Annotated in this window: 28 protein-coding genes; 13 read left to right on the top strand and 15 right to left on the bottom strand. The window is 74.6% G+C overall.

Features of this window, described 5'->3' with window-relative positions; translation table 11 throughout:
- Positions 1–2 precede the first annotated feature (2 nt).
- The 3 genes from AB0D67_RS20860 to AB0D67_RS20850 all read right to left on the bottom strand — a co-directional run bounded on the left by AB0D67_RS20860 (position 3) and on the right by AB0D67_RS20850 (position 4,124).
- On the bottom strand, positions 3–2,222 hold the full coding sequence (locus AB0D67_RS20860; protein WP_362937893.1) for an ATP-dependent RecD-like DNA helicase: 2,220 nt from the start codon (positions 2,220–2,222) through the stop codon (positions 3–5).
- Positions 2,223–2,258: 36 nt separating this feature from the next.
- Complete coding sequence (locus tag AB0D67_RS20855) at positions 2,259–3,422, bottom strand: serine/threonine protein phosphatase (protein ID WP_362937890.1); 1,164 nt, start codon at positions 3,420–3,422, stop codon at positions 2,259–2,261.
- 231 nt (positions 3,423–3,653) lie between these two features.
- Positions 3,654–4,124, bottom strand: coding sequence for a helix-turn-helix domain-containing protein (locus AB0D67_RS20850; protein ID WP_362937887.1), 471 nt, complete (start codon positions 4,122–4,124; stop codon positions 3,654–3,656).
- An 82-nt stretch (positions 4,125–4,206) separates the two neighbouring features.
- Between AB0D67_RS20850 and AB0D67_RS20845 the strand changes: the two genes are divergently transcribed.
- Complete coding sequence (locus AB0D67_RS20845; protein ID WP_362937884.1) at positions 4,207–5,448, top strand: MFS transporter; 1,242 nt, start codon at positions 4,207–4,209, stop codon at positions 5,446–5,448.
- Positions 5,449–5,512: 64 nt separating this feature from the next.
- Here the strand turns inward: AB0D67_RS20845 and AB0D67_RS20840 are convergent, their stop codons facing one another.
- The 3 genes from AB0D67_RS20840 to AB0D67_RS20830 form a co-directional block, all read right to left on the bottom strand.
- On the bottom strand, positions 5,513–6,259 hold the full coding sequence (locus tag AB0D67_RS20840; RefSeq protein WP_362937882.1) for a methyltransferase domain-containing protein: 747 nt from the start codon (positions 6,257–6,259) through the stop codon (positions 5,513–5,515).
- Between the two features lie 468 nt (positions 6,260–6,727).
- Entirely contained in the window at positions 6,728–7,438 is a 711-nt protein-coding gene (locus AB0D67_RS20835) for a hypothetical protein (protein WP_362937879.1), read from the bottom strand.
- A gap of 274 nt (positions 7,439–7,712) precedes the next feature.
- Positions 7,713–8,942: an MFS transporter gene (locus AB0D67_RS20830; protein ID WP_362937876.1), complete on the bottom strand. Its 1,230-nt coding sequence runs from the start codon at positions 8,940–8,942 to the stop codon at positions 7,713–7,715.
- A gap of 72 nt (positions 8,943–9,014) precedes the next feature.
- On the opposite strand from AB0D67_RS20830, the gene AB0D67_RS20825 reads away from it, so the two are divergent.
- Positions 9,015–9,743: a helix-turn-helix transcriptional regulator gene (locus AB0D67_RS20825; RefSeq protein ID WP_362937873.1), complete on the top strand. Its 729-nt coding sequence runs from the start codon at positions 9,015–9,017 to the stop codon at positions 9,741–9,743.
- Between the two features lie 24 nt (positions 9,744–9,767).
- Here AB0D67_RS20825 and AB0D67_RS20820 read toward each other — a convergent pair whose 3' ends face one another.
- Genes AB0D67_RS20820 through AB0D67_RS20810 form a run of 3 tightly spaced genes read right to left on the bottom strand, consistent with a single transcriptional unit; the run spans position 9,768 to position 11,724 of the window.
- Entirely contained in the window at positions 9,768–10,616 is an 849-nt protein-coding gene (locus AB0D67_RS20820; RefSeq protein ID WP_362937870.1) for an alpha/beta hydrolase, read from the bottom strand.
- Positions 10,591–11,079, bottom strand: a complete 489-nt coding sequence (locus AB0D67_RS20815; protein ID WP_362937867.1) for a hypothetical protein — start codon at positions 11,077–11,079, stop codon at positions 10,591–10,593. The genes AB0D67_RS20820 and AB0D67_RS20815 overlap by 26 nt, the downstream gene beginning before the upstream one ends.
- Before the next feature lie 60 nt (positions 11,080–11,139).
- Positions 11,140–11,724: a helix-turn-helix domain-containing protein gene (locus AB0D67_RS20810; protein WP_362937864.1), complete on the bottom strand. Its 585-nt coding sequence runs from the start codon at positions 11,722–11,724 to the stop codon at positions 11,140–11,142.
- Positions 11,725–11,792: 68 nt separating this feature from the next.
- On the opposite strand from AB0D67_RS20810, the gene AB0D67_RS20805 reads away from it, so the two are divergent.
- Both AB0D67_RS20805 and AB0D67_RS20800 read left to right on the top strand, forming a co-directional pair.
- Positions 11,793–12,482: an AzlC family ABC transporter permease gene (locus AB0D67_RS20805; RefSeq protein ID WP_362937861.1), complete on the top strand. Its 690-nt coding sequence runs from the start codon at positions 11,793–11,795 to the stop codon at positions 12,480–12,482.
- A 114-nt stretch (positions 12,483–12,596) separates the two neighbouring features.
- A complete protein-coding gene (locus tag AB0D67_RS20800; RefSeq protein WP_362937858.1) occupies positions 12,597–12,905 on the top strand; it encodes an AzlD domain-containing protein in 309 nt (102 codons plus the stop codon).
- Between the two features lie 118 nt (positions 12,906–13,023).
- Here the strand turns inward: AB0D67_RS20800 and AB0D67_RS20795 are convergent, their stop codons facing one another.
- Positions 13,024–13,563 carry a dihydrofolate reductase family protein gene (locus AB0D67_RS20795; protein ID WP_362937855.1) on the bottom strand — a complete coding sequence of 180 codons (540 nt, stop codon included), beginning with the start codon at positions 13,561–13,563 and terminating at the stop codon, positions 13,024–13,026.
- 354 nt (positions 13,564–13,917) lie between these two features.
- On the opposite strand from AB0D67_RS20795, the gene AB0D67_RS20790 reads away from it, so the two are divergent.
- Together AB0D67_RS20790 and AB0D67_RS20785 are read left to right on the top strand one after the other, a co-directional pair.
- Complete coding sequence (locus AB0D67_RS20790; protein ID WP_362937852.1) at positions 13,918–14,724, top strand: SDR family NAD(P)-dependent oxidoreductase; 807 nt, start codon at positions 13,918–13,920, stop codon at positions 14,722–14,724.
- Positions 14,725–14,865: 141 nt separating this feature from the next.
- Positions 14,866–15,006 (top strand): hypothetical protein, encoded by a 141-nt coding sequence (locus AB0D67_RS20785; RefSeq protein ID WP_362937849.1) that lies wholly within the window; start codon positions 14,866–14,868, stop codon positions 15,004–15,006.
- A gap of 15 nt (positions 15,007–15,021) precedes the next feature.
- Here the strand turns inward: AB0D67_RS20785 and AB0D67_RS20780 are convergent, their stop codons facing one another.
- Entirely contained in the window at positions 15,022–16,257 is a 1,236-nt protein-coding gene (locus AB0D67_RS20780) for an FAD-dependent monooxygenase (RefSeq protein WP_362937846.1), read from the bottom strand.
- An 80-nt stretch (positions 16,258–16,337) separates the two neighbouring features.
- Here AB0D67_RS20780 and AB0D67_RS20775 point away from each other — a divergent pair, with 80 nt between their 5' ends.
- Positions 16,338–16,871 (top strand): helix-turn-helix domain-containing protein, encoded by a 534-nt coding sequence (locus AB0D67_RS20775; protein ID WP_362937843.1) that lies wholly within the window; start codon positions 16,338–16,340, stop codon positions 16,869–16,871.
- Between the two features lie 151 nt (positions 16,872–17,022).
- Here AB0D67_RS20775 and AB0D67_RS20770 read toward each other — a convergent pair whose 3' ends face one another.
- Positions 17,023–17,997, bottom strand: a complete 975-nt coding sequence (locus tag AB0D67_RS20770; protein ID WP_362937840.1) for a WYL domain-containing protein — start codon at positions 17,995–17,997, stop codon at positions 17,023–17,025.
- A gap of 150 nt (positions 17,998–18,147) precedes the next feature.
- Between AB0D67_RS20770 and AB0D67_RS20765 the strand changes: the two genes are divergently transcribed.
- The 3 genes from AB0D67_RS20765 (at position 18,148) to AB0D67_RS20755 (ending at position 21,042) form a co-directional block, all read left to right on the top strand.
- Positions 18,148–18,543 carry a RidA family protein gene (locus AB0D67_RS20765; protein ID WP_362938056.1) on the top strand — a complete coding sequence of 132 codons (396 nt, stop codon included), beginning with the start codon at positions 18,148–18,150 and terminating at the stop codon, positions 18,541–18,543.
- A gap of 331 nt (positions 18,544–18,874) precedes the next feature.
- Complete coding sequence (locus AB0D67_RS20760) at positions 18,875–19,630, top strand: TetR/AcrR family transcriptional regulator (protein WP_362937836.1); 756 nt, start codon at positions 18,875–18,877, stop codon at positions 19,628–19,630.
- Positions 19,627–21,042 (top strand): MFS transporter, encoded by a 1,416-nt coding sequence (locus tag AB0D67_RS20755; protein ID WP_362937833.1) that lies wholly within the window; start codon positions 19,627–19,629, stop codon positions 21,040–21,042. Before AB0D67_RS20760 ends, AB0D67_RS20755 begins: the two co-directional genes overlap by 4 nt.
- A 70-nt stretch (positions 21,043–21,112) precedes the next feature.
- Here AB0D67_RS20755 and AB0D67_RS20750 read toward each other — a convergent pair whose 3' ends face one another.
- The gene (locus AB0D67_RS20750; RefSeq protein WP_362937830.1) at positions 21,113–21,748 is read right to left on the bottom strand and encodes a helix-turn-helix domain-containing protein; all 636 of its coding nucleotides are present in this window, start codon (positions 21,746–21,748) and stop codon (positions 21,113–21,115) included.
- Positions 21,749–21,836: 88 nt separating this feature from the next.
- Here AB0D67_RS20750 and AB0D67_RS20745 point away from each other — a divergent pair, with 88 nt between their 5' ends.
- Positions 21,837–22,523 (top strand): NAD(P)H-dependent oxidoreductase, encoded by a 687-nt coding sequence (locus AB0D67_RS20745; RefSeq protein WP_362937827.1) that lies wholly within the window; start codon positions 21,837–21,839, stop codon positions 22,521–22,523.
- A 189-nt stretch (positions 22,524–22,712) separates the two neighbouring features.
- Complete coding sequence (locus tag AB0D67_RS20740; protein ID WP_362937824.1) at positions 22,713–23,045, top strand: multidrug efflux SMR transporter; 333 nt, start codon at positions 22,713–22,715, stop codon at positions 23,043–23,045.
- A 102-nt stretch (positions 23,046–23,147) separates the two neighbouring features.
- Here the strand turns inward: AB0D67_RS20740 and AB0D67_RS20735 are convergent, their stop codons facing one another.
- The gene (locus tag AB0D67_RS20735) at positions 23,148–23,945 is read right to left on the bottom strand and encodes an NAD(P)H-binding protein (RefSeq protein WP_362937821.1); all 798 of its coding nucleotides are present in this window, start codon (positions 23,943–23,945) and stop codon (positions 23,148–23,150) included.
- Between the two features lie 77 nt (positions 23,946–24,022).
- Between AB0D67_RS20735 and AB0D67_RS20730 the strand changes: the two genes are divergently transcribed.
- Positions 24,023–24,532, top strand: coding sequence for a helix-turn-helix domain-containing protein (locus tag AB0D67_RS20730; protein WP_362937818.1), 510 nt, complete (start codon positions 24,023–24,025; stop codon positions 24,530–24,532).
- Between the two features lie 47 nt (positions 24,533–24,579).
- On the opposite strand, the gene AB0D67_RS20725 is transcribed toward AB0D67_RS20730, so the two are convergent.
- Positions 24,580–24,990: a DUF1232 domain-containing protein gene (locus AB0D67_RS20725; RefSeq protein WP_362937815.1), complete on the bottom strand. Its 411-nt coding sequence runs from the start codon at positions 24,988–24,990 to the stop codon at positions 24,580–24,582.
- Positions 24,991–25,012: the final 22 nt, after the last annotated feature.

Raw genomic sequence — 25,012 nt, 5'->3', positions numbered from 1 at the left:
GCTCAGGCCGGGCGCAGCCGGTGGGTGAGGCTGGTGTGGCGGCGGCCGGCGCCGCGGGTGCGCACCGCCTGGCCCAGGGCGCGGCGCGAGCCGACGATGACGACGAGCCTCTTGGCGCGGGTGATGGCGGTGTAGAGGAGGTTGCGCTGCAGCATCATCCAGGCGCTGGTGGCCAGCGGGATGACCACGGCCGGGTACTCGCTGCCCTGGGAGCGGTGGATGGAGACGGCGTAGGCGTGGGCGAGCTCGTCGAGCTCGTCGAAGGCGTACTCGACGTGCTCGTCCTCATCGGTCAGCACGGTCAGTCCGTGGTCGTCGGGGCGGATGTCGACGACCGTGCCGACGGTGCCGTTGAACACCCCCGCGGCGCCCTTGTCGTAGTTGTTGCGCAGCTGGGTGACCTTGTCGCCGACGCGGAAGACGCGGCCGCCGTAGCGGCGCTCGGGCATGCCCTCGCGGGAGGGGGTCAGGGCCTCCTGCAGGAGGGTGTTGAGGTTGCCGGCGCCGGCGGCGCCGCGGTGCATGGGCACCAGCACCTGCACGTCGCGGCGCGGGTCCAGGCCGAAGCGGCGCCGGATGCGGTTGGCCACCACGTCCACGGTCAGCGCCGCGATCTCCTCGGCCTCCTCGCAGGGGAACAGGAAGAAGTCGGCCATGCCCTCCAGGGCCGGCATCAGGCCGGAGTTGACCCGGTGGGCGTTGGTGACCACGCCCGACTCCTGGGCCTGGCGGAAGATGTGGGTCAGGCGCACCCGGGGCACGACGTCCTCGGCGGCGGCCAGCAGGTCGCGCAATACCTCGCCGGCGCCGACGGAGGGCAGCTGGTCGACGTCGCCGACGAACAGAAGGTGGGTGCCGGGGGCGACGGCCTTGACGAGCTTGTTGGCCAGCAGCAGGTCCAGCATGGAGGCCTCGTCGACGACGACGAGGTCGGCGTCCAGGGGGTTGTCGCGGTCGAAGGTGGCGTCGCCTCCGGGGCGCAGCTGCAGCAGCCGGTGCACGGTGGTGGCCTCGTGCCCGGTCAGCTCCGACAGTCGTTTGGCGGCCCGGCCGGTGGGCGCGGCCAGGACGACCTTCGCCTTCTTGGCGCGGGCCAGGGTGACGATGGAGCGCACGGTGAAGCTCTTGCCGCAGCCGGGCCCGCCGGTCAGCACCGCGACCTTGTTGGTCAGGGCCAGCCGTACGGCGTGGGCCTGCTCGGGGGCCAGGTCGGCGCCGGTGCGCCTTCCCAGCCACTCCAGGGCGACGTCCCAGTCGACGCCGGTGAAGGCGCCGAGCCGGTCGGCGGAGGAGTTCAGCAGGGAGCGCAGCGAGGAGGCCAGCGACAGCTCGGCGCGGTGGAAGGGCAGCAGGTAGACCGCCGGGACGACGCCGTCGCCGGCGGGCACCTCCTCGCGGACCACGCCCTCCTCGCTGATGAGTTCCTCCAGGCAGGAGGCGGTCAGCTCGGCCGGCACCGAAAGGATCTTGACGGCGTCGGCGACGAGGTTGGGCGCCGGCAGGTAGCAGTGGCCGTCGTCGGCGGCCTGCGACAGGGTGTAGCGCAGGCCCGCCTTGACGCGTTCGGGGCTGTCGTGCGGGATGCCGACGGCCTGGGCGATGGTGTCGGCGGTCTTGAAGCCGATCCCCCACACGTCGTCGGCCAGCCGGTAGGGCTCGCTCCTGACGACGGAGATGGAGGCCTCGCCGTACTGCTTGAAGATGCGCACCGCGATGGAGGTGGACACCCCGACGCCCTGCAGGAAGATCATCACCTCTTTGATGATCTTCTGTTCCTCCCAGGCGGCGCCGATCATCTTGGTGCGCTTGGGGCCCAGGCCCGGGACCTCGACCAGGCGTTCGGGGGTGGTCTCGATGACGGTGAGGGTCTCGGTGCCGAAGTGGTCGACGATGCGCTCGGCCATCTTCGGGCCGATGCCCTTGATGAGGCCGGAGCCCAGGTAGCGGCGGATGCCCTGGACGGTGGCCGGCAGCACGGTGGCGTACGACCACACCTCGAACTGCCTGCCGTAGCGGGGGTGGGAGGTCCAGCGGCCGGTCAGGCGCAGCGATTCGCCCGGCTGGGCGCCCAGCAGCGGCCCGACCACGGTGAGCAGGTCGCTGCCGGAGCGTTCGGTGGCGACCCGGGCGATGGTGTAGCCGGTCTCCTCGTTGGCGTAGGTGATGCGCTCCAGCACCGCCGAGATCGATGTACCGGGGGCACCGTTCTTCTCCGGTTGCACGGCCTCACCTCCAGCGCTGGATCGTCGCGCGCCAGTTTAGGGCCGCGGCCCCGTGCCCGCCGTGCCCGGCACGGGTACGGCGCGCAGCGCGCGCTCGACCTGCTCGGCCGGGTAGGGCGTGGCCCTGCTGGTGCCGAACAGCTCCCAGTAGAGGTCGTTCATGACGGCGGCGACGGGCGCGTGGCGCAGGATCGTCTCGGCGACGCCGTCCGGGAGCGTCGTGGCGGCGCCGTCCGGCAGGGCGGGCAGGGCGCCGTCGGCGGCGCAGGCCCGGATGAAGGCGTTGCGCCGCTCCGGCGGCCTGCCCGGCTCCCCCCTCACCTGGCACACGTCGCTGACCAGCCAGTTGACCAGGCGCATCCTGGCGTAGCCGGCGTCGTGGGTGCGGTTGCGCTCCAGGAAGGCCGTCTCCTGGGGCGACAGGTCGAACCGGGCGCTGGTGGCCAGGCCGAAGTCGGCGAGGTACAGGCGCCGGCCGTCGGTGAGGAGGTTGGCGAAGTGGGCGTCGAAGTGCATCAGGCCGGCGGCGTTCATGGAGGCCACCTCGCCGAGCATCTGCGACTCCAGCATCGCGCACGCCGCGGCGGTGGCCTCGGGGCCGGCGGCGACCTGGGCGGCGAGCCAGGCGTCGAGGGTGTGCGGGACGAACTCGGTGAACAGCACCAGGCTCGCCGGGGCGCGTTTCAGCGCCTCCAGCCGCTCACGCACGGCCTGCGAGCCGTGCCAGTAGGCCACGACGGCGTCGATGTCGTCGTGCTCGGCGGTCGGCGGCGGCGCTCCGGGCAGCACCCGCCAGTGGTGCAGCAGGGGGAACGCCCCGGTGTGGCCGGCGACGACCCGGCCGGTCGCCATGGTGTGCGCGGCCAGTTCGCGCCAGGCGCCGAAGCCCGGTCCCGGGAAGCCGGGCGCGCCGAGGCCGTACTGGCAGAACGCGGGCAGGCCGAAGAGGTCGGCGGTGGACATGACGTTTTCCGGGCGGCACTCGGCGTCGGTCAAAGGGACGCGTTTGACGAACACCGGCACGCCGCCGACGTCCAGCAGCAGTGCGGCGCCGCCGACGCCCGCGCCCAGGGGGCCGGCGCCTTCCAGCAGTTCGCCGAGCCGCCGGCCGCTGAGCGGCGCCAGCGCGGCGGTCACCTCGCCGTGGCGGCGCAGCCGCTCGTCGCGGAAGGCGCCGTCATCATCGTCCGGGGTCGCCATGGCGCCCGCCTCCTGGTGCGATCGTGATCTTTCCGTTGCCGGTGAGGACGTTACCGTCACGGCCGCGGTCCTGTCATCGGGGACCGGCGCCGGATGACGGGGCCGCGGCGGATGAGGCCGCGGCGGGCGGGCGCGGATCCGCCGGGGCGGCGATGCCGCCGCCTCCCGCCGCCGGCCTGCGGCTTCCGGATCGGGGGGTCTTCGCCGGGGGCCTGGCCGTGGCCGGCGGCCTCAGCGGTCCCGGCGCACGCAGGTCGTGCCGGCGTCGGCGGGCTCGCCGCCCGGACCGGCCGGCCGGAGCTCGGCGAGCGGCAGGCCGTCCGCGCCGACGAGGACGGAGTGACTCTCGCCGGGGGCGAAGGCGTGGCGCTCGCCCCACTGGCGCAGGGCCACGATGACGGTGAACAGGTCGCGCCCGGCGGGGGTGAGCGTGTAGAGCCGCCGCCTGCCCGACGGCGCGGCCCGCCGGTCCAGGACGCCTCGCTCGACGAGCCGGCGGAGCCGGTCGGTGAGGATGTTGCGGGCGATGCCGGTGCGCTGCTGGAAGTCGGTGAACGCCCGCGCGCCGTCCATGGCGTCGCGGACGATGAGCAGGCTCCAGCGGTCGCCGACCAGGTCGAGGGTCCGCGCCACCGGGCAGGCAGGGTCGGTCCAGGTCACCTCCTCGGTGCTGACGGCGCCGATCGCGGGCTGGGTCATCATGGCTCCCGGAGAGTTGCTGATTGAAACCATTCTGCCCTACGCTCCATTGGTTGCAATTTGCTACTTATGGAGCGTGGGGCGGATGAGCCTGACCGTCGGCCGAAGGACGCTGCTCGCCGTGCTCTGCGCGGCCGCCGTGGCGAGCGTCTACGCCGCGCAGCCGGTTCTCGCCCGGATCGGGGACGACCTGGGCGTGCCGCAGGCCCGCCTGGGATGGATCGTCGCCGCCGGGCAGCTCGGCTACCTGGCGGGGCTGGCCGTCCTCGTCCCGCTGGGCGACGTCGCCGACCGGCGCAGGCTCATCGCATGGCACCTCCTGCTGACCGCGGCGGGCGCGGCGCTGGCCGCGACGGCCACCGGCGTCTGGACGCTGCTCGCCGCCCTGGTGGCCGCGGGCCTGTTCGCGGTCGTCGTGCAGACGGCGGTCGCCTACACCGCCGCCCTGTCCGCGCCCGGGGAACGCGGCCGCGACCTCGGCGCGGTGACCTCCGGCGTCGTCATCGGCATCCTCGGGGCGCGGGTCGCGGCCGGCGCGCTGGCCGCGGTGTGGGGCTGGCGCGGCGTGTACGCCGTGCTCGCCGTGCTCCTGGCGACGCTGGCGTTGCTCGCGGTGAGAGTCCTGCCGCCGGACACGCGCGCCGCCCGCCCCGCCTACCGGCAGGTGCTGAGGTCGCTGGGCGGGCTGTTCCGCGAGCGCCTGTTCCTCTCGCGCGGGCTGATCGCGTTCTTCCTGTTCGCCTCCTTCGGGACGCTGTGGAGCGGCCTGGCGCTGCCGCTCGCGGCCGCCCCGTGGCATCTGAGCACGGCGCAGATCGGGCTGTTCGGCCTTGCCGGGCTGGCCGGCGCCCTCGGCGCCGGCCGGGCGGGTCGCCGGGCCGACTCCGGGGCCGCGGACGCCGTGACCGGCGGGGCGCTCCTCCTGCTCGCCGTCTCCTGGCTCGCCGTCGGGCAGGCGTCGTGGTCGCTGTGGCTCGTCGTCATCGGCGTGGTCGTGCTCGACTTCGCCGTCCAGGCCGTGCACGTGAGCAGCCAGCACCTGCTCACCACGGCCCACCCGGACCGCACCGGCAGCGTCGTCGGCGGCTACATGATCTTCTACTCCCTGGGTTCCGCCCTGGGCGCCACCACCACGACCCTCGCGTTCGCCGGCGCCGGATGGACGGGCTCCAGCGTCCTCGGCGCGGCCTTCGCCGGCTGCGCGCTCGCGGTCTGGGCCTTCGGCCGCCGCGCGGCGGCCGGCCCGCACCCGCCCGCGGGCGCGCCGCCGAAGGAGGAGGCGGCGGATGCCGGCCCGCTCACGCCGCCGGCGCCGTGCCGCGGGTGACGGCACGTCCCGCGTGGGGCGGCGGACGTCGCACCGTCCGCCGCCCCGCACGGGACCGGGGGCGTCAGCGCCTCATGAGGGCGAAGACCCCCCAGCCGAGATGCTCACGCGTGCAGCGCGCGTAGCGGGCGGGCTCCTCGATGAGCTCCTCCCGCACCGCGGGCGCCAGTTCGTCGTCCGGGTTGAGGTCGAGCCAGCGGCGCAGGTTGAGCCACTGGGCCGCGGCGTAGCGGTCCCAGCTGTCCTGGTCGGCCAGCATCATCTCCACGACGTCGTACCCGAGGTCCTGGAAGCGCCCGATCAGGTCCGGCAGCGGCAGGAAGTCGGCGATCCCGCCGGCGTGGCAGCCCTTGGCGGTCTCCTCGTCCGGAGGGGTCCGCCGCCAGTACGGCTCGCCGATCAGCATCAGGCCTCCGGGACGCAGGCTGCGGCCGAGCAGCTCGGTCGTCCCGGCGACGCCGCCGCCGATCCAGGTGGCGCCGACGCAGGCGGCCAGATCGACCGGCTGGTCGGCGACGTGGCCGCCGGCGTCGCCGTGGACGAACCCGACCTGCCCGGCGACGCCGAGTTCGGCGGCGCGGGCGCGGGCCCGCTCGGTGAAGGCCGTGCTGATGTCCACCCCGGTGCCGGTGATCCCGTGCTCACGCGCCCAGGTGCACAGCAGCTCGCCCGAGCCGCTGGCGAGGTCGAGCGCCCGTGTCCCGGGGGCGAGGCGGAGCGCTTCGCCCAGGGCCGCGAGCTTGGCCTCGGTCAGCGGGTTGTGGATCCGGTGGCTGCTCTCGCGGATGGTGAAGATGCGGGGAAGGTCCATGACCGGGTTCCTTTCCGTCATGCCGTGCGGTGGGAGGGGTGGCCGGCCGGGGCCGGGGCGCGCGTGGCGGAGGGGAGGGCATGGTGATGCGAAGGATGCCGATGAGAAGACAACGTGGAGACCCTTTTCGACAAGGGGGCCCCGCCGGACGGCAGCCGTGCCGGGACCGCTCCCGTCAGGGAGAGGGGCAGGCGAAGGTCAGGACGAGGCCCGGAAGGTGAGGATGATCCGGGCACCGCGCACAGCGGTGATCTCCACGACGGTCATCAACCCACCTCCTTCGATCTCCGTAGGGCGAACCGGTCGTCGCTACCGGACACCGTAGCACCGCCGTGGACGCCGGCGCAGCCCCGGCCGGCCGCGGAGTCCACCGCCGGGGTACGGCCCGCCGTCACCGAACCGTCTCCCCCGCCGCCGGGAATCCGCCGCCGGGAATCCGGTCCTCCCCGGCAGGCGGGTACGGCCGGCTCACAGGGGCCGCAGCGTCCGGCCGATCCGCTCCAGCAGTCCCCGCCGGGCGGCGTCGTCGGTGCTCAGCGTCAGCACGCAGGTCCGGTCGCCGGGCGCGGGCAGCAGCAGGCGCAGCCCGTGCAGCCGCACGCCGCCGACGGTGAAGACGTATCCGACGCGCGCCGCGGCGCCCCCGGCGACCTGCACCGTGCCGGCCCGCACGACGCGACCCCGCAGCGGCTCCAGCCGCCGTACGGCGGAGGCGAGCAACTGCCCGGCGGAGGCGGCGCCGGACCGGCAGCCGGCGGTGAGGCCGGTGGTGAAGCGGTGCGGGGAACGGCTCATGGAGCCGGGGTCGAACGCCCAGATCCCGTCGCGGGCGGTCACGGGCTCCAGCCCGGTCTCGGCCCGGTGGATCTGCTTGTCCGTCAGGCCCGCCCGGGTCAGGCGCCGCTCCAGGCCATGGCCTGTGGCATCCAGGGCGACCCAGGAGCGCGGCACGCCGAAGGTCAGGCCGCTTCCGGGCCCGCCGGCCCGGGTGAAGCCCCGCGGCAGGCCGTCTCCCGCGGCGCCGTCCGGGGGTGGGGCCGCCGCGTTCCCGGACGGGGCGGCCGGGCCGCGGGCGGCGTCCGGGGCGGTGCCCGCGGGGCCGCCGGCGCAGGCCGCGCCGGCGAGGACCGCTGCCAGGCACGGCGCGGCCGCGGCGGCGCGGCGGCGGTGACGCCTCACATCCTCCTCCTCTCCCCCGCTTCCCCGGGCGGGCTCCGGTGGCGTTCCCGCCGGCTCCGCACCCGCGTGGTCCGCACCCGTGTGGAAAGGACCACGCGGGTGCGGGCCGGGCCGGCTCTGGTCGGCGCGGCCCCTTTCCCGCAGGTTAAGCGGCGCGCGGCGGCGGCGGCGGTTTCCGGCGCGGTGTGTCGGCGGGGCGTGTCGGCGCGGTGCGCCGGGTGTGCCGCCGCGCCGTACCGCGCCCGGCCGGGGGCGAGGACCGGCGGGCGACGGTCTAGGCGGGCCCGCCGGACACGGCGGCGGGGGCGGCCGCCGGCGTCTCCCCCGTCTCCGGCGTCTTCGGCGTCTCCGGCGTCTCCGGCGGAGACGGGGCTGCCGGCTCCGGCAGGGTGCGGAACAGCAGCCAGCTCAGGACGGGCATCAGGATCAGCGGAGTCAGGGCCGTGCGCAGGGAGGTGACGTCGGCCAGGCGGCCGATGAGGGGACCGGCCAGGCCGCCGATGCCGACCGTCAGCCCCAGGGTGATCCCGCTCGCCGTGCCGACGCGCCGGGGCAGGTAGTCCTGGGCGAGGGTGACCTGCAAGGAGAACGGGACGTACAGGCCGACGGAGGTCAGCGCCACGAACAGGTGGATCGCCGGGCCCGGGACGAACACGACGCCCGCGACGGCGGCGGCCGTGGCCGGGTACGCCACCCGCACGACCTTCACCCGCGGCCACCGGCCGGCCAGGCGGCCGCCCAGCACGGTGCCCGCCGCGCCGCCGAGATAGAGGACGAGCAACGCGGTGGTGCCCGCCGCCGTGCCGCCCGCCGTCTGCTGAACGGCGTGGAAGGAGACGAAGGTGCTCAGGCCGACGAAGGTGATCGACCGGCAGACCGCGGCCAGCGACAGCTTCGCCATGGAGACCCCGTCGTCGGTCCCCACCGGGGCCGCGGCGCCCGGACCCGTGGGCGCCGTCCTCTCCAGCGCGCGCAGGACGGGCAGGCACAGCACCACGCCGGCCAGGGCCGGTGCCGCCAGCAACGGCGAGAGCCGCAGGCCGCCGGTGGCGACGACGGCGGTGACCAGAACGGGAGCGGCCGCGAAGCCGAGATTGCCGCCGAGGGAGAACCAGCCCATCGCGCCGTGGCCGCCCCCGGCGACACGCCGCGCGACGCGGGCCGACTCCGGGTGATAGGCGGCGACCCCGACCCCGGAGACCGCCACGAACGCCAGTGTCAGCGCGTAGGAGCCGGTCAGGCCGCTCAGCGCGATCCCGAGCCCGCCCAGGAGCGTGCCCACCGGCAGCAGCCACGGCATCGCCCGCCGGTCGGTGAGCGCCCCGAACAGCGGCTGAGCCACCGACGACAGCAGCGACGCGGCGAGCACGACACCCGAGGCGGCGGCGTAGGTGTAGGCGCGTTCGGCGACGAAGAACGGGACGAGCGCCGCCACGGCGCCCTGGTAGACGTCCACGCAGGCGTGCCCGGCCGACAGCAGGACGATGGCTCTGTTCCTTGGCATTTCGCCATGATCACCGCCGGAGGCGTGAACGCGCTTTCGATAATCTGCCGACTGATGATGAAATTCCGCCATATGTCGGTCGCGCCGACCCGCGCCCAGCGGCTGGCCTCCGGGGCCGGGATCGGCGCGCACCGCCACGACGACCACCAGATCGTCTACGCCGGCCGCGGGGTGCTGGGCGTCAGCGCCGGCTCGGGCTCGTGGATCGCGCCGGCCACCCGCGCCGTGTGGGTGCCGGCCGGTACGGTGCACGCCCACCGGGCCCACGGCGAGCTGGAGCTGCACCTGGTCGGCCTGCCCGCCGGCGACGACCCGCTCGGCCTGCGGGAGCCGGCCGTGCTGGCGGTCGGCCCCCTGCTGCGGGAGCTGATCCTCGCCTACACCAGCGCCCCGCATGACGGCGGTCCCGAGCGCGGGCGGCTGCGTGCCGTGCTGCTGGACCGGTTGCGGGTCGCGCCGCAGCGGCCTTCGCACCCGCCCGTGCCCACCGCCCCCCAGCTCGTGCGGCTGTGGGAGATCCTGCGGGCCGATCCGGCCGACGACCGCACCCTGGCCGCGCTGGGCGGGCAGGTCGGCGCGAGCAGCCGGACCCTGTCACGCCTGTTCAAAGCCGACCTGGGCATGACCTTCCCGCAGTGGCGCACCCAGGTGCGTCTTCACCACGCGCTGGTCCTGCTGGCCGAGGGAACGCCGGTGACCGTCGTGGCGCACCGGTGCGGCTGGTCGTCGGCCAGTGCCTTCATCACCGTCTTCCGCCGCGTCTTCGGGTGCACCCCGGGGGCCTACCGGGGGTCGGCCTGAAGGGGGCCGGGTTCGCCGCGGGCCTCAGGCCGGTGAGGCGCCGCGGTTCGCCGCCAGGAAGGCCGCGATGAGCTCGGCGACCTCCTTGGGCCGTTCAGCGAGCATGTCGTGGCCGGCGTCCAGTTCCTCGACGCGGACGTTGGACGGCAGGCCGGTCAGGTCGCGGCGCACTCCCCTGCGGAACGCCGCCATCAGCTCCCCGCCGGACATGCCCGGCGGGTCCTGGGCGGCGATCACCACCAGCGTGGGACAGGTGAGGCGGCGCAGCAGCGGGATCGTGTCGCGGAACGGCGGGGTGTGGCGCACCGCGGCGAGGAGTTCGGCGTCGGGCCGGGCGTGGACCTGGCCGTCGTCCCTCGTCGTCAGAGCCCTGGGAGGGAACATCGCCTGAGCCTCGGGCGGCAGCGGCCGGCCCATGCTCGCGGCCTGGGCGTCGAAGGTGGCTTTGAGGGAGGCCAGGTCGCGGTCCCGTTCGGCCGGGTCCATCCCCGGGTAGTTGCCCGGGTCGCTTTCCGCCGAGCGCAGGCCGTCGAGGTCGACGACGGCGGGGCAGCCGGGGTGGCGCAGGGCCCACTGCACGGCGAGCATGCCGCCCAGCGAGTGGCCGACGACGGCGGGCTCGCCCAGGCCGAGGCACCTGACCACGGCCTCCAGGTCGTCCAGGGCCGCCTCCCAGCTCCACGGGCCGTCGCCGGAGTGGCCGTGGCCGCGCAGGTCGACGGCGACGGTGCGGTGACCGGTGAGGTCGAGGGCGTCCCAGGCCTCCAGGGTGCCGCCGAGGCCGTGCAGCAGCAGGACGGGGTCTCCGGGCCCGCCGGAGTCGCGCACGGCCAGGGGGATGTCGTGGTCAGTGACGGTCGTGTCGTGCGGCATGGCGCTCCTGGGGCTGGTTGAGGCGTCGGCGTATGGAGTCGGTGCTCACCCCGCCGTCGGGGTGGCGGTCGAGTTTGGCGCGTTTGACGAGGTCGTGGACGCCCTGGCGGGTGATGCCGAGCATCGCCCCGGCCGTGGAGAACGGCACCGCCTGCCTGCCGGGGTGGCCGGCACGGCGGGCCACCGCCCGGCCGAAGGCCGTGCGCCACCACTCGTCGGGCGGGTCGAACGGGCCGTCGGAGGGGAAGAGCGCGGCGATGAGCCGCGCCGCGGTGCGGACCGCGAGCCGCTCGTCGCCTCCCAGCAGCTGCGCGGCCCACACCTCGGCCTCGATGCGCAGCCGTTCCCTGACCGGCCCGGCCTGCTCGCCGGAGCCGAGCAGGATCTCCAGCGGGTCGGTGATCCTTCGTTGGGTCAGCGCGGCCAGCTCACCGGCCAGCGCGACGTGTTCCGCCGTACTCACTTGACGAACGATAGCAAGTACTTGCTATTTGGTGTCAAGCAGTTGTGTCTCGCGACCGGGTCACCGGTGCTCCATGACGATCACCGCGCTGGTGCCGGACTCCAGGGCCCGGAAGACGTGCGGGGCGTCGCCGGGATAGGTCAGGTAGTCGCCCGGGCCGAGCTCGACCGGTTCGCCGGCCGGGCCGGCCAGTGCCCGGCCCGCGCCGATCACCAGGTGCTCGACGGTGTGGGGCAGGTGCGCCTCCGACAGGCGCGGCTCGCCCGGCTCGGCCTCGATGCGGTAGATGTCGCGCCGGGCGCCCGGCGGGCAGGAGGCCAGCAGCGTGGCGGCGTAGTCGGAGTACTCGGAGCGGGTGGCCTCCCCCTCGCCGGCGCGCAGGATCCGCACGGCCGGCCGCGGCGGGTCGACCAGGTGCCCGAACGGCACGCCGAGGGCGACGCCGAGCGCCCACAGCGTCTCCACGCTGGGGTTGCCGGTGCCGGCCTCCAGCTGCGACAGGGTGGACTTGGCCAGGCCGGCGCGGCGGGACAGCTCGCTCAGCGACAGGCCTGCGCGCTCGCGCTCCCGGCGGATCGACGCCGCGATCGACGCGATCAGGCGCGAGGGCGAGGGGTCGGCGGGTGCGGGGGCGCCGTCGGCCATGCGTTCACTCCATCGGATCGTTTCGTTCGGTTTGACGAACCACTGGCAGAGTGTTCAGTATATCGTCCATGCGTTCATTGCGGCGAACAATCGGGCGCGGCACCCTCCGTGACATCGCCCTGGTCTGTCTGGCCGACGCGCTCGTCGGCGCCTCCTTCGGCGCGATCGCCGTCTCCGGCGGCCTGCCGCCGCAGGTGCCGGTCCTCATGTCGCTGCTGGTCTTCGCCGGCGGCGCCCAGTTCGCCGCGCTCGGCGTGGTGCTGGCCGGCGGCGGCCCGCTCGCCGCCGTCGTCTCCGGGCTCATCCTCAACGCCCGCCTGCTGCCCTTCGGCTTCGCCGTCGCCGACGCCCCCGGCGGGCGGCTCGCCGCCAGGCTGGCGGGCGCCCACCTGATCACCGACGAGGTGGTGGCCTTCGTGCTGGCCGGAAGCGGGCCGCGGGCGCGCCGCGTCACCTTCTGGACCTGCGGGCTCGCGCTGTTCGCCTCCTGGAACCTGGCCGTGGCGGGCGGCGCGCTGGCCGGCCGGGCCATCGGCGACGTCGGAGCCCTCGGGCTGGACGCGGCCTTCCCCGCCGTGCTGCTGGCCCTGGCGCTGCCCGCGCTGCGCGAGCGCGCCACCCGCCGGGCCGCCCTGTACGGCGCGGCCGCCGCCGTCGCCGCCACGCCGTTCCTGCCCGCCGGCCTGCCGGTGCTGCTGTCCCTGGGCGGCCTGGCGCTGCCCGCCGCCCGCCCGGCGGACGGCGGGGACCCGGCGTGAGACGGCCGGGCCCGGCCCGCGGGCCGGCGCCGCCCGCCCGCGTCCGGCCCGCCACGGGCGAGCTCCTCCCGCCTGACCCTCCCGCCTGACCCTCCCGACGAAGGAGACGCACCGATGCCCCTGCTCGCCATCGCCGTACTGGCCGCGGGAACGTACGCGTTCCGGCTGGCCGGGCCGCTGCTGCGCGGCCGGATGGAGCTCCCCGGCCGCCTGCGGTCGCTGCTGCCCGCCGCCACCGCGGTGCTGCTGACCGCACTGGCGGCCACCGCCGCGCTCACCGAGGGCGGCGGCTTCGCCGGCTGGGCCAGACCGGCCGGCGTGCTGACCGCCGGGATCCTGGTGCTGCGCCGCGCGCCGTTCCCGCTGGTCGTCGTCGCGGCCGCCGCCGTCACCGCCGCGCTGCGGCTGTGCGGGGTGCCCTGAGCCCCTGAGCCCTTGGGCCCTTGGGCTTCTGAGCTTCTGAGCTTCTGAGCGACCGTACGGCCGTCCCGTACGGTTCCCGTGCCCGCGCGACCCCGCGTCCCTCCGCGCTCCGGAGCCCTCAGGCCGGGTGGTAGACCAGGTGCACCACACCGGTGCCGAAGGTCTGCGACTCCACCAGCTTCAGGGGCGTCTGCTCGCCGCCCTCGGGGAACAGCCGCCGGCCGCTTCCCACGACGATCGGGTGGACCAGCAGCCGCAGCTCGTCCAGCAGCCCCTCGCGCAGCAGCGACCGCACGAGGGTGGCGCTGCCGCTGATCGAGATGTCCCTGCCCGGCCCCTGCTTGAGTCTGGCGATCTCCTCGGTGACGTTCCCGCTGATCAGCGTCGAGTTCTGCCACTCCAGCGTCTTCAGGGTGGAGGAGACGACGTACTTGGGCGTCTCGTTCATCTGCGCCGCCATCGGGTCGTCGTCCGCGGTGGGCCAGTAGCCGGCGAACTCCTGGTAGGTGGCCCGGCCCAGCAGCATGGCGTCGGCCCCCTCCGCCTGCGCCGCCACGGCCTGGCCCATCTCCTCGTCGAAGTAGGGGAAGTGCCACTTCTCCGGCGACTCCATGACGCCGTCCAGGGACAGGAAGAAACCGGCGACGATCTTTCGCATGACATCTCCTCGGTGGCTCACCCGCTCCGCGCGGGATCGTCTTCTGGGGAGATGCTCCCGCGCCCGCCCGGCGGGGGCCATCTCCCCAAGAGCGGTGTTCACGGAGAACGGGAAGCCCCCGCCGGGGAGCGACGAGGCCGCGAAGGGCCCGCCGGGAGCCGGGATTGCGGGTCCGATCCTCGCCGGAATTGCACGTCCGGCCACCGCCGGACGCCGCCTCCGCCGCCGCCCTACCGTCGAGGTCACGGCCCGCCGCCCGGCCCGGGAGGCGCGGCGGGCCGCCACACCGTAAGGAACGGCCGCGGCAGAGCGCGGCAGGCGGCACAAGACCGCCACAAGGAACGGAGATTTTCGATGGATCTGCAGCTGTCCGGACGGGTGGCCGTCGTCACCGGCGCCTCCAAGGGCGTGGGACTGGCCGTCGTGCGCACCCTGCTGGCCGAGGGGGCCCGGGTGGTGGCCGCCTCCCGCAAGACCAGCCCGGACCTCGACGCCCTGGCCGGGAGCGACCTCGTCCACGTTTCGGCCGACCTGATGGACCCCGACGCCCCGGCCCGGGTCGTGGCCCGCGCCGAGGAGGAGTTCGGCGGCCTGGACATCCTGGTCAACAACGCCGGCGGTCCCCCGCCGGGGGTCAGCCTGCCGCGGTTCTCGTTCATGGCGCCCACCGACGACGACTGGCTGCGGATGTTCGAGTTCAACCTCTTCTCCGCCGTCCGGGCGACCCGGGCCGCAATCCCGCTGATGCTGGCGCGCGGCGGAGGCTCGATCGTCAACGTCTCCTCCGGTCTCGCCCGCCAGCCCGCTCCGATGAACGTCGACTACAACGCCGCCAAGGCCGCCCTGAACACCCTGACCCAGACGTTGTCGGAGGAGTACGCGCCGCAGGGCATCCGCGTCAACACCGTCTCCCTGGGCGCGGTGCGCACGGCGTGGTGGACCGAGGAGGGCGGCGCGGCCGACATCATCGCCGCCCAGGCCGGCACCGACCGCGACAGCGTGCTCGACACCGTGGCGCCGCAGATGATGAACCTCACCACCGGGCGCCTGGTGGACCCGCAGGAGGCCGCCGACGTGATCGCCCTGCTGGCCTCGCCGCGCTCGGCCAGCACCACCGGCGCCGACTTCGCGGTCGACGCCGGCTTCTCCAAGGCCGTCTGAGGCCCCCGGGGGACGGCCCGCCGCGCCGTACGGAGGAACCCGGACAGTACGGCGCGGCGGGGACGCGGGACCGGCGCCCGCGTCCCCGCCGCCCGGCCGGGGCCCGCCGTACGGCCCTCGTCCGAGCGGTTCCTGGAGCTTGTGAGCGTAGACGGGGCCGGGCTTCTCCGGCTTGGCAGCGGCCGGCTGCGGCTCGGCCTGGTGCGGGTGCCGGCGGACGGGCGCGAGCGGAGCTGGGGGGAGCTGCGCGCGGCGACGACGTCGGTGCGCACGTCGGCGTGACCCACGCGTTCCCCGCTACCGGCTCTGAGCCCGTACGGGTCCCTCGGGCCGGTAGTCCTTGAGCGTGACGGTGTCGTGCAGCCGCACCCCCGAGCGGTTGAGCTTCGCCAGCGCGCGGACCGTCCCCTCGGGCAGTACGGTGACCAGCCGGGCCGCGGCGGCCAGGATCCGCAGCCGGGCGTGGCTGCCCGGGATGAGACCGCGGGCCGCGCCCAGGGCGAAGGCCCGGCTGCGCCGGACGTAGTCGCCGATCTCGCGCTCGTAGGCGGGGAAGGCGCGCGTGTGGTCGCCACCGGCCGCGGCCAGTTCCCCCGCCAGGACGTAGGCGCCGACGACGGCCAGGCTGGTGCCGCCGCCGACGGCGGGCCCGGGGCCGTAGCCGGCGTCTCCGGCGAGGGTGACGCGGCCGCGTGACCAGGTGTCCATGCGCAGCTGGGTGATGGAGTCGAAGTAGAAGGCCGGGGTGCGGTCGAGCTCGTCCAGCATGCGCCCGACCTGCGGCGAGGCCTCGGCGAACGCCTGCCGCAGCAGGTCCTTCTGCCGCTCGGTGTCGCGGTGGTGGTAGTCCAGCGGCCGGTCGGTGCGGAAGAGGAAGACCGCCCGGGCGTCGTCCATGTGACGCGCCCCGTAGACGCCCGCCATCCGGCCGGGGCCGCTGTAGGTGACCATGCGGCCGTCCAGGCCCAGGTCGTTGGGCATCGACAGCACGGCCAGGTAGGCGCCGATCCAGTGGGTGAAGCGCGACTCCTCGCCGAAGGTCAGCCGCCGCACGTTGGAGTGCAGGCCGTCGGCGCCGATCACCAGGTCGAAGCGGCGGGGGGCGCCCGTGTCGAAGGCGACGTCCAGGCCGTCGTCGCGTTCGGCGATGGAGGCGATGGAGTCGCCGAAGACGTACTCGACGTCGTCGCGGGTGGCGTCATGGAGGATCTCGGCGAGGTCGTCGCGCATGATCTCGGCGTGCCGGTCGGAGACGGAGCGCAGGAACCTGCCGATCCCGACCTCGACGGGTCGCGCGATCCCCTCCCGGTGGAAGGTGAGGTGCTCGGTGCCGGTGGCCTTCGCCTGGACGCGCTCCAGCACGCCCATCCGCTCGGCGATCTCCATGGCGGGGGTGAACAGGTCGACGGCGTGACCGCCGGTCTTGCGCGGGGCCGGCGCCCGCTCCACCACGGTGGGCGTGAAGCCGTGGCGGTGCAGCCAGTAGGCCAGGACGGGGCCGGCGACGCTGGCCCCGGAGATGAGGATGCGCACGGCAACTCCCTTACTTAACGATAGGTAAGTCGGCGGCGATGAACTTACCAGACGTTAAGCAGGGGCGCTATCCTCATCCGGTGGCCAGGAGCGATACCAAGACCCGGATCCAGCGGGTCGCCCGCGAGCTGTTCATCGCCCAGGGTGTGCAGCAGACCAGCCTGCAGGACATCGCCGACCGGCTGGGGATCACCAAGCCCGCGCTGTACTACCACTTCGCCTCACGCGAGGAGCTGGTCCGCAGCATCGTCGAGCCGATGATGCGGGAGGGCGAGGCGTTCATCGCCGAGCAGGAGGCGGCCGGCCCGGCCGACCCCGCCGAACTGCTGGCCGCCTACTTCGACCTGCACTACCGCCACCGCGAGGTGGTGACGCTCATGATCAGGGAGCTGCCCGCCCTGGCCGACCTGGGGATGGTCGACATGATCTTCCAGTGGCGCGAGCGGCTGGCCGTACTGCTGGTCGGCCCCTCCCCCGCCCTGGAGCGGCAGATCGGCGCGACCGTGGCGCTCGGCGGGCTCGCCGACTGCGCCGTGCAGTTCGCCCATCTCGCCGCCGAGGAGGTCCGCCCGGCGGCCGTCGCCTCCGCCCGCGCGGCCCTCGGCGCCGCCTGACGGCTCCCCCGCCCGAGGTCACTCGAGGTCGTCCGAGGCCGCGCGGGTCCCGGCGCGCCGGCGACGGCCCGCGGGAGGCGGTGACCGTCAGGACGGCCGCGCGTGGCGGACGGCAACCGTCAGGACGACGTCCTGTAGCGGGCGGCGATCGTCAGGACGGCGCTTCGTAGCGGGCGGCGACCGCGGCGCCGCGGTCGCGCAGGGAGTCACGCAGCCACCGCGGGGACAGGGCCTCGGCGTCCGTGGCGAGCTGCCACAGCGCCCATTCGGCGTGTCTCGGGTCCTGGAAGGTCACCTCCATCCGCAGCCGGCCGTCCGGGCCCGCTTCCTCGGCGAGGACGGCCAGCGCGGTGCCCACCAGCTCCTCCCGCCGCGCCGGATCCACCCACGCCACCACGGTGACCTGGTCGCCGCCGGCCCGGAACCGCGTGCCGCGTTCCCGCCAGGCCCGCTCCAGATCGACCCGTTCCGGCCGCCGCGCGGGTTCGGCGAGCTCCTCGGCGGCCAGGACGCGCGACAGCCGGTAGGTGCGCTCCGCGCCGGACCTCGTGGCCAGCAGATACCCCCGGTCCCGTACGGTGACCAGCCCGATCGGGTCCACCGTGCGCCATCTCGGGGCCTGGTCCGCGGCCGCGTAGTGGATCCGCAGCCGGCGCCCGGCGAACACCGCGCGCAGCACCCCGGCCGCCACGGTGTCGGGTGCCTCCTCGGCGGCGATCCGGCGCGAGAGCAGGTCGGTCTCCGGGTCGATGAGCAGCCGCCCGGCCGCGGCGGCCGCGGTGTCCCGATAGCTCTCGGGCAGCGCGTCGACCACCTTGAGCATCGCCGAGGCGAGCGCCGAGCCGAGGCCGAACGCCTGCGTGCCGCGCCGCGATCCGGCGACCAGCAGGGCGAGGGCCTCGTCGGGGTTCAGGCCGGTGAGCTCGGTCCGGAAACCGGGCAGCAACGCGAAACCGCCGTGCCGGCCGCGCTCGGCGTAGACCGGGACGCCGGCCGCGGACAGCGCCTCGATGTCGCGCAGCACGGTGCGGGTCGACACCTCCAGCTCACGGGCGAGCGTGGCCGCGGACAGCCGGCCGTGCCGCCGCAGCAGCAGAACCAGCGAGACCAGCCGGTCGGCGCGCATGCGAGAACCCTACCGAGATACACGACAAAGGATGTCGTGATTCGCCGGGAGGCTTGTCATCGCGACGTCGCAGCCGGCGGTCGCCGAGCCGCCGGCCGTCCCTGTCCTCAATGAGTCGTCCTCGATGAATCGAATGGAGCCGATGTGGTGATGGAGCGAACCGCGGTCAACCCGTGGGCGTGGTCGATGGAGCTGGGATACAACCAGGGTGAGACCGTCTCAGGACACACCCGGACCCTGTACTGCTCCGGGCAGGCCGCGATGGGAGGCGACGGCACACCCCGGCACGCCGACGACATGGCGGCGCAGCTGGCGCTGAGCCTCGACAACCTGGAGGCCGTACTCGGCGAGGCCGGCATGTCCCTGGCGAACCTCGTCCGGCTCAACGTCCACACCACCGACGTCGACCGGCTCTTCGAGCACTACGGCGTGCTGGCGTCGCGGCTGGGCGCCGCCGGGGTGGCGCCGCCCACCACGATGCTCGGGGTGACCCGGCTGGCACTCCCGGGCCTGATGGTCGAGCTCGAGGGGACCGCCGTGGCGTGACGCGCCCCGTGCCGCCTCCGGTGGGACCGCCGGAGGCGGCACGGGGAGACCACGGGGCAGGACGAGGTAGGTCAGGGTCAGGCCCGCCGCCACTGCGGAAGGCTGCCGGACGGCGGCGAAAGGCACACCGAGCAGCGTCGCCACGGTGGAACCCGCCGTGCCGGTCCTGTCCGACGGCACCACGCCGGTCGCCGTCACCAGCGCCAGGGCGAGGAAAGCGGAGCGTCCTCCCATCGACGTGATCTTGCCGACCGATCGGCCGATCACCACGGCTACCGCAGGATCCACCCCTTGATAGACAGTGTCTACCAAGGGGTGGTAGACACTGTCTATGGAATCTGGGGGCTCCCTGCGGGAGCGGCTGGTCGACGCCGGCGTGGAACTCGTGACGGCCGGAGGCGGCGCCTCGGTGGGACTGCGGGAGATCGCCCGCCGGGCCGGGGTGTCACACGGCGCGCCACGCCGGTACTTTCCCACCCACCACGCGCTGCTGTCGGCGATCGCCCATCGCGGGTTCGCCGACCTCGCCGCCCGCTTCACCGCCGCGGGCGAGGGGGCGGCCACGTCGCGCGAACGGCTGCGGGCGATCGCTACGGCCTACGTCGCCTACGCCGTCGAGAACCGCGGCATGTTCGAGCTGATGTTCCGCCACGACCTGCTCGACAGCGACGGCCCGGCCGACGGCCCGGCGGGCGACGGGACCGGCGACCGGGCCGACGATGACCCGGGCGACCGTACGGATGGCCGCACGCCCGGCCACGAGACCGGCGAGGCGGGCGGCCCCACCCCGGAGCGGCCCCGGCTGCGGGAGACGACGCGGCCCCTGTTCCGCGACCTCGCCCGGCTCATCGCCCGGCACCGGGCGGAACAGCAGGGGGCCGCGGCCGGCTCCGCGACCCCGGGGGACGCCGGGGAGCCGCCGGAGGTGACGGCCGCCGCCCTGTGGGCCGGCCTGCACGGCCTCGCCCAGCTGTGGATCTGGGGAAGCCTGCCGCTGATGCTCGGCACCGTGCCCGCCGACACCGGCCGTCTCGACCGGCTCGTCGAGGCGGCCCTGACCGCCCACCTCGGACCGGCGCACCGGTGAGCGGAGCCGTACGACGCCGCCTGGCGCTGACGGCGAGCGTGGCCGGCGCGGCGATCGTCGCACTGGACGGCACCGTGCTGCTGGCCGCGCAGCCCAGCCTGCGGCGCGAGCTGGGCGCCGGCCTGGCACAGGTTCAGTGGGCCGGCACCGCCTACCTGGTCGCGGTGGCCGCGCTGCTGGTCCTCGCCGGACGCCTCGGCGACCGCCACGGGCACGTCCGGCTGCTGGTCACCGGCACGCTCGGTTTCGGGGCGGCCTCCGCCGCCATCACCTTCGCACCCACCGTCGGCTGGCTGATCGGCCTGCGCGCCGTCCAGGGCGTGTTCGCCGCGCTGCTGCAGCCGGCGACGCTCGCGCTGCTGCGTCTGGCCTACCCCGGCGACCGGCTCGCCCGCCCGGTCGCCGTCCGCACCGCCGCCATCGGCGTCGCCGCCGCGGCGGGCCCGGTCCTCGGCGGATTCCTCGTCGCGCACCTGGGGTGGCGATCGGTGTTCGCCCTCAACGTCCCCCTCGCGCTCGCCACCGCGGCGCTCGCCCTGTCCGTGCGCACCCCGCCCGCGCCGTCCGCGCCGCGGTCGGCGGCGGGAAGGCTGGACGCCGGCGGCGCGGCCCTGATCGCACTCGCCCTCGCCGCGCTGACCGGCACGCTGTCACAGGCGCCGGACCGCGGCTGGATCACCGCGCCGACACTGCTCGGGCTCCTCACGGCCACGGCGGCCGCGGCCGCGTTCGCCGCGCACGAACGCCGGGCCGGCCACCCGATCGTGCCCGGCGCCGTGATCCGGTCGACGCCGGTGACCGCGTCGATGGCGATGCTGCTGGTCACCGCGGCCGGCATGTTCGGCGCGCTGTTCTCGGCCACGTTCCGGCTTCAGGACCTGCTCGGGCTCGACGCGCTGACCGGCGGCCTGCGAGCCCTGCCGCTGACCGCGTTCATGGTCGCCGGCGCCCCCGCCGCCGGTGCCGCGCTCGGCCGGTACGGGGCGCGCCGCACCGCCGTCACCGGCGTGCTCCTGGCGGCGTCGGGCATCGCGGCGCTGTCCTTCCCGCTCGACGGGTGGACGGCCGGCGTGGGCTTCGCCGTCCTCGGTGCGGGCTTCTCCGCCGTGATGGTCACCGCCACCGGCACCGTCGTCGGTGACGCACCCGCCGGGTACGCCGGGGTCGTCGGCGGCCTCAAGCAGACCGCCGTCAACATCGGCACCGCCCTCGGCATCGCCGTGGCCGCGGGCCTCATGCCCGCCGCCGCGACCGCGACACCCGCGGCGGCCCCCGGCCCGGCCATGGACTCCGGCATGTTCTGGCTGGCGGCACTCACCGCCCTCGCGGTCCTCCCCGCGACCCTCATGCCCGCCTCGCGGCCGTCGACCCGGGAGACGAAGCACGGTGACCGTACGGCCTCCGCCCGGTGATCGTGTTCATCGCGACGCCGCGCGTCGCGGCTCGGAGGCTCTTGACCCGGCGCCTTCCCTTCGGAGCCGGTCAGGACGGTGCCAGGACGGCGCGGGCGATCCTGGACAGGGCGTCCGCGACCTCCTCGCGCGGTATGCCGTTGCGTCGCTGCACGTCGTAGACCTCCGGTGCCAGCGGGGCCAGGAGCGCGTCGGCGAGTGCTCCCGGCCCGGGCACCCCGGCCGCCACGACCAGGGATCGCACGTGCGCGCGCCAGAAGCCGTAGGCGCCGGCGGCGAAGCGTGAGGCACCGGTCTCGGCGCCGAGCACCAGATGCCCGTGGCGCTCCAGCAGCTCCGTCATCGCGTCGTAGAACGCGGCCAGCCGCTCGGCCGGCGGCGCGCCCGGCCCGAGCGGCGGATCACCGCGCAGCAGCTTTTCCTGCAGCTCGCGCTCGTGCTCGTCGAGCAGGGCCAGCGCGATCGACGCCGGGTCGGGGTAGCGGCGGTAGAGCGTGCCCCGCCCCACCCCGGCGACCCGGGCGATCTCCTCCATGGTCACCGGGCGGCGCTCGGCGAACAGCCGCTCGGCGGCGGCGAGCACCTTCTCCCGGTTTCGCGCGGCGTCGGCGCGCTCACGCGGACGCGCGGAAGCGCCGGCCAGCAGGTCGGTCCGTTCGCGCGGTCGCGCGGCGATGTCGTTCGGCAGATCGGTCCGTGGCGTCACGTCTCCGATTCTAGCCAAGTGGACATGATGTCCGCTTATGCTACAGTCCTTCCAACCGGACACTCTGTCCGCCTGAGAGGACTCCACGATGCCCCGACTGCTGCACCTGGACGCCAGCGCTCGCCGCGCGTCCTTCTCCCGCGTGCTGAGCGCCGCCTTCGCCGAGGAATGGCGGGCCGCGGGCGGCGAGGTCACCTACCGCGACCTGGCCGCCGACCCCGTACCGCCGATCGGCCAGGCATGGACCGAACTGTGCGACCACGTCCTGCGCCACGCCATCACCGACATCGGCCGTTACGGAGAAGCGGTCCGCACCCCCGAACAGGCCGCCGCCTGGGCCGTCGTGCGGCCGCTTCTGGATGAGGTGGTGGCCGCCGACGTCGTGCTGATCGGCACCCCGATGTACAACTTCTCGATCCCCGCCGCGCTCAAGGCGTGGATCGACCAGATCACCTTTCCGCGCATGTCCCTGGCCGGGCGGCGCTTCGTCGTGGCCTGCGCACGCGGCGGCGCCTACGGACCCGGCGCGCCCCGTGAGCCGTACGACCACCAGGAGCGCTACCTGCGCGACTTCTTCACCGGGCACTTCGGCGTCGACGACGCGGTGTTCGTCAGCACCGAACTGACCAACTCGCTGGTCGATCCGGCACTGGAACACCTACGTGAAGAGCACGCCTCCTCCCGCGACACAGCCGAGGCCGCCATCCGCCCTCTGGCCCGCCAACTGGCCCGCGAGGGAGCACCGCTGACCGGACCCGCGAGGGGACGCCGCTGACTGGACCCGCGAGGGGACGCCGGTATCTGGACCCGCGAGGGGACGCCGGTATCTGGACTGAGGAACGCAGGAGCGAAGCGACGGAGTGACGAGGGAAGACACCGGTCACCAGCCCCCGAGCCGCGACACGCCAGCGTCGCAATCAACACAACCCCGAGCCGCGACACGCAGCGTAACCATGGATGCAACATGAACATAAGCTGGATTCTGCTGGTGGCGGCCGGGCTGGTGGAGATCGCCTGGTCGCAGAGCATCAAGCCGACCGAGAACTTCACCCGGCCGCTGCCGACGCTGCTGTGCCTGGCGCTGGCCGCCGTCGCGGTGTACCTGTTGTCGCGGGCGATGGAGACCCTGCCCGTCGGCACCGCCTACGCCGTCTTCACCGGCATCGGCGCGGCCGGCGCGATCGTCCTCGGCGTCGTGGTCCACCGCGACCCCGTCACGGCCGGTCGCCTGGCCGCGCTGTCCCTCATCATCGGCGGTGTCGTCCTCGCCCGCCTCACCTCCCCCGACGCCGGTTGAGGCCCGGTACGGCCCTCGGCCGAGTCGTGCTCCGAGCCCGGGTCCGGCCGGATCCCGGTCCCGGAGACCGGGATCCTCCGCCGTGCCGCTGGTCCATCCGATCTACCCGAGGAACTCCCGCAGCGAGCGGGGCCGGCGGCCCAGGATGTCGGCCACGGTCGTGGTCGTGCTCGCCCAGCGCCCGTCTCCGATCTGCGCCATAAGGCGGGCCAGGTCATGGGCGGCCTGGGCGGGCATGCCGCGCTTCTCCAGGTGAACGGCGGCCTCCTCGACCGGCAGGTCCACGTAACGCGCGGTCCGGCCGAGCGAACGGGTCAGTTCGGCGGCGATCTCGTCATGCGTCGGCGCCGTCGGCCCGGTGAGCTCGTAGACGGCGTCGGCTTCGACGGGGCGGGTGAGCAGCGCGGCCGCGACCGCCGCGATGTCACGCGCGTCGATGTAGCCGACGCGGCCTCTGCCGTACGAGCCGAGGATCCGCCCCTCCTCGTCGACGTCGCCCGCGAGGTTCTGCATGAAGCCGACGGGCGCCAGGATCGACCACGGCAGCCCTGAGGCTCTGAGGTGCTCATCGACCTGCCCGTGCATGCCGAACCCGAGCAGGCCGCTCGATGTCACACCGCGCACGGAGACGGTCATCACCTGCGCCACCCCGGCGGTCGCGGCGCGATCGATGACCGCCTTGTGCGCCTGTACGAAACCGGGCCACAGCGCGCTGTTGAGAAAGAGCCTGTCACCCGGCGCGAGTGGGATGCTCTCCGGTCGCTCCAGGTCGCCGACCACGTAGTCGCATCCCAGTTCCTCGCCCTGTTCCGCGCGCCGTACCACGGCTCGGGCCGCACCGCCGAGTTCCTCGACCAGTGCGCGCCCGATCGTGCCCGTCGCGCCCGTCACCACGATCATCGTAACCCCCTAAGCGGAATGTCACCTTCCGCCTTTACAATAAGCGGAAGATGGCCTTCCGGTTAAGGGGGAGTTCAATGCGCGCCGATGCCCGTCGCAATCGGGACAGGATCCTGGAGGCGGCACGCGACGCGGTGGCCGAGCGCGGCGCGGACGCGCCGATGGAACTGATCGCCCGCCGGGCCGGCGTCGGCGTCGGCACGCTCTACCGCCGCTTTCCCGACCGCGACGTGCTGCTAGCCGCCCTGGCCGAGCAGTACGTCCACGAGCTCCTGGACGCCCTGGACCGTGCCGTGACGGCCGAGCCCGACGCGTGGGCGGCTGTTCGCGCCTTCGTCGCTCACAGCGTGGACAAGGGCCGCGGCGCCATCGCGGCCGCGATGGCCGGGACCTCCGCGCCCGAGGCGAGGCAGGCACTGGTGCGGCGGCTCGACGAGTTGGTACGGCAGGCGCAGGCGGACGGTGCGATGCGTCCGGACGCCGGCGTCGGCGATCTCATGGACCTGCTCGGCGCGTTCGCCTGCCATCCGGGGGTGATTCCGGAGCGCTTCCTCCCCCTCGTCCTCGACGGCCTCGGCCGGCGTTGACCTCACCGCCCCTCAGGAGGCGCCGGACGACGATCTCGTGACGCTCTCTACGTCATCCCCGTCAGCCGGCACAGTACGGCGAAGCCGTCCTCGGTGCCGGGCCAGTGGCGGCGCACCGCGGGCAGTCCCGCGCGGCGCACCACCGAACGCAGCGTCGCGGTGACGACGACGGCGTCGTCGGCGTACCCCAGGACCGGGATGAAGTCCGGCACCAGGTCCAGAGGGAAGGCCAGATAGGCCAGGAGGAGGGCGAGCCTGATCCGCACGCCGCGGGGCAGGTCCGGGTCGGCGGCCAGCCGGCGCACCAGACGCAGTACGTCCGGCAGCAGTCGCAGCGCCTCGCGCAGCAGATCGCCGCGCGGCCGTACCACGACCAGCACCGCCACAAGCGCCGCCCACGTCAGCACCAGCGCGGCGGCGAGGCCCAGCAGCAGGTCCCATCCCCACGAGCCGATCATGACGCTCCTTCGCAGGCCGGGC

Origin of the sequence: Streptosporangium sp. NPDC048047 (genome assembly GCF_040653115.1) — a bacterium.
Lineage (GTDB): Bacteria > Actinomycetota > Actinomycetes > Streptosporangiales > Streptosporangiaceae > Streptosporangium.
Note: the sequence above shows the minus strand (reverse complement) of the source record. Positions and strands in the feature narration are given on the sequence as shown.